Consider the following 3,435-nt stretch of genomic DNA (forward strand, 5'->3'; position numbering starts at 1 on the left):
CCAAAGTGCTAGGATTACAGGCATGAACTACCGCGCCCGGCCCAAAACCCTGTTTTTTTAATAAGCCAATGTGTTTAAGAATAATAGAAATTTCATAACTATGCATATACCCTAGGATGTATTTTCTGTGTTATCCTATGGGTGTATACTGTGTTTACATTACGCAGGAGGTATGTATGATTCCTATTGTTATCATATCCGGATTTCTAGGTTCGGGAAAAACAACATTTTTACAACATATACTAAAAGAACATAAACCTACAGACAAGGTTTTAATTATAGAAAATGATTTTGGCGAAACTAGTCTTGATGCGACAAATCTTGCTAAAACAGGTGCTACTATTCGTGAAGTAACATCTGGTTGTATTTGCTGCAGCTTACAAGGAAATTTCCAACAAGCATTACTCGATATTCTTCAAAATTATGATGTAGATATTATCTATATCGAACCATCTGGGGTCAGTAAATTGAGCGAAATCACCCATACATGTGAAGATGAAGACATTGCGAAATCCGCCTATGTTCACGCCTCAGTAACAATGGTGGATGCTATGCAAGCACCTATGTTTATCAAAAACTTTGGTTTATTCTTTAAAGATCAAATCACAAACAGTGACGCTATCTTCTTGAGTCACACCGAAGATGTTCAACAAACAAGCATTACAAAGCGCATGATTCACGACTTAGCTCCCAACACACCTATTCACGAAGAGTCATGGGATACCATTTCCTTACGAGACTATATTAAACGCCTCTATCACTGTCATGATGACAATTCATTACATGATGAACATCTATTTATGAGTCATACCTTTAAAGACTTGCGTACACTCACTGTATTACAGTGGAAAACGATCTTAAAAGGTATGCCAGACGGTGTGCTCCGTGCTAAAGGTATTGTACCTACCACCGAAGGTCCCCATGAATTACAATATGGTACGCATTACTGCTCCCTAGTACCTAGCGAATCCACTGACTACAGCTTAGTCGTTATTGGTACTGATTTTAATGTGCCAATGGTACATAACGAAGTGTGTCAATCATGATACCTGTTTATATCGTTACCGGATTTATCGGTTCTGGTAAAAGTACATTCATAAATGAACAATTACAATACCGTAAAAAGCTTGGTGGCACAGCATGTATCAGTGCCGAACAAGGCTCTGTATCACTTATTAAAGATGCTTTACAACTTAGCCCTGATAAACTCAGTGCAATCACGCCTAATCAACCTGACACCTATAGTTCTATAGCAGACGAAATCGCAACCTATATCAATAAGACAAATCCCAAAGAAATATGGATTGAATGGAATGGTATGGTCAGCTTTCATCAACTAGAATCCTTGCTATATAGTGATAAGCTGCGTCACATGTTACAAATCGAAAAGGTATTATATATTTGTACGGATCAATTCGTCGCATCGATGTTACCTGGTTTAGGTAATGACGTAACAAGCCAATTATACAGTGCAGATTGCATCATCACGGAGACCGATACACATCATGCCTTATTACGGACCTATAATAGAGATGCCAAGCTTGTAACGGCGCCAACGCCAGAAAAGGTAGAGCAATTATGCCGCAATTCTACGTGGGGCCTCATACCAAATCTATTAGTTATCGGTATTACCGCCTACATACTTTTAGTTACCGCGTTCCGTCATGACATTCCTTACTCCATTCATCAATGCTTTGCCATCATTACAGGGCTCATTATCGAAGCGATTCCATTCCTTTTATTAGGAACTATTGGCTCAACCGTTATACGCTATTTTGTACCACAGAGCGTACTACTAAAACTATTAGGCGATTATTCTTGGAAGAGCTATGGTGCCGCCATGGTTAGTGGCCTAGCCTTACCTGTATGTGACTGTGCTATTATTCCATTATTCAAAGCACTCACAGATAGAGGCGTACCATTATCAGTGGCCCTCCTATTTATGCTCGCCAGCCCAATCATCAATCCTATTACAATTCTCTCCACTTGGTATGCCTTTCCAGATGATCCCATGATTTCTGTATGGCGTATCGTCCTTGGGCTTGGTGTAGCGTTATTGGTATCATTATCATTCCGCTTCTACCCACCTTCAAAAGCACTAACGAAAGCTAGAAATACTCAGAATTTCAGCTATGAAGAGATTTTAATAGAGTCATCTAAGAGTAAATACATCAACAAAAAAAGATTGTTAATTCATATGGAAAAAGAGTTCTCCCAACTCTTATTCTATTTTTCCATGGCTGCCGGTGTTTTATCAGTAGTCCAAGTATATGGAAAACCTTGGCTCATCAATGCGGGTATCACATTACCTATCGTGTGGGCTATTCCAATCTTGCTAATATTAGCTTTCTTCTTCTCAATCTGTTCTACATCAGATGCTATTATAGGCAAATCCTTGAGCACCCTATTCCCTATAAGCTCAGTTATGGGCTTCCTCATCTTAGGTCCAATGCTCGATATAAAAAATGTATATATTTTAAAACAATATATGCCAACTTCATTTATACTTCGTCTCGGTATAACCATTGCAGTCATGTCTTATATAGCTGCCTTAGGTTTTCAATTCTTTGTAGGCTAATTTTTAACCATTACAATTTCAGTTTTTAATGAATATAAAAGGAGATGATTCTATGAAATTAGGACTTAAAGATCGCTTTTCCATCGTGAAAGGCTCTCTCTATCTCATCTTAGGTATCTGCTGTGTATACCTAATTCTGACGGGACGTTATTTAAACTATATCGCACCGCGTTACGAGCTTTTACTCGGAATTAGTAGCGTGGCCCTCATCTTAGGCGGTCTAGCGACGATTATTTGGGCTCCATCAAGATATTACAAACACAACTGGAAATCTGTGGTTCCAATTATTATCCCTATTGTATTGCTCATCGTTCCACCCGTACTCGTTCCATCTACAGGTGTTCACGGTGCCGTTCGCGTAAATGATGATACCAACAACTTTGACTTTACAAACGACGCTATAGGTGAGGTTATTACCGTTAATAGTGAAAGCAAAGAACCAGGCATTTCTAAAGAGAAAAAAGAAATCGTACTAAACTCCGATAACTTCTATCAAACCATCGTAAAGGTCGGCTCTAATGTAGAGCAATACAAGGACTACACCGTATATATGACAGGCTATGTAAATCGTGATGATAATACGCTAAAATCTAATGAATTTACCATCTCTCGTATGGCTATGGCTTGCTGTATCGCTGACGTCGCCCCAATCGGCATGACTGCATACAAAACAGATGGAGACAGCTTACAAAATGAACAATGGGTATCTATCGAAGGCAAAGTATCTACACGAGACTTCCACGGTCGTCAACAACCATATGTAGAAGTAACCAAAATAAAAACAGCAGAACCTATTTTAGGTTATGTATATCCTTAAAGAAATATTATTAAATCAATAGTCTTAATAAATCTCAAAC

General features: G+C 38.6%; 3 protein-coding genes. All 3 read left to right on the top strand.

The genetic code is table 11. The features are described 5' to 3' along the window. The first annotated feature begins 176 nt into the window (after nucleotides 1–176). The 3 genes from QZ548_RS08590 to QZ548_RS08600 are packed head-to-tail and all read left to right on the top strand — an operon-like array spanning nucleotide 177 to nucleotide 3,395. The gene (locus QZ548_RS08590; RefSeq protein ID WP_119209399.1) at nucleotides 177–1,046 is read left to right on the top strand and encodes a GTP-binding protein; all 870 of its coding nucleotides are present in this window, start codon (nucleotides 177–179) and stop codon (nucleotides 1,044–1,046) included. Then, the gene (locus tag QZ548_RS08595) at nucleotides 1,043–2,578 is read left to right on the top strand and encodes a permease (RefSeq protein ID WP_119209398.1); all 1,536 of its coding nucleotides are present in this window, start codon (nucleotides 1,043–1,045) and stop codon (nucleotides 2,576–2,578) included. Before QZ548_RS08590 ends, QZ548_RS08595 begins: the two co-directional genes overlap by 4 nt. Nucleotides 2,579–2,630: 52 nt before the next feature. Beyond that, nucleotides 2,631–3,395 (top strand): TIGR03943 family putative permease subunit, encoded by a 765-nt coding sequence (locus QZ548_RS08600; RefSeq protein WP_119209397.1) that lies wholly within the window; start codon nucleotides 2,631–2,633, stop codon nucleotides 3,393–3,395. Nucleotides 3,396–3,435 lie beyond the last annotated feature (40 nt).

Origin of the sequence: uncultured Veillonella sp., assembly GCF_915069625.1 — a bacterium.
Taxonomy (GTDB): domain Bacteria; phylum Bacillota; class Negativicutes; order Veillonellales; family Veillonellaceae; genus Veillonella.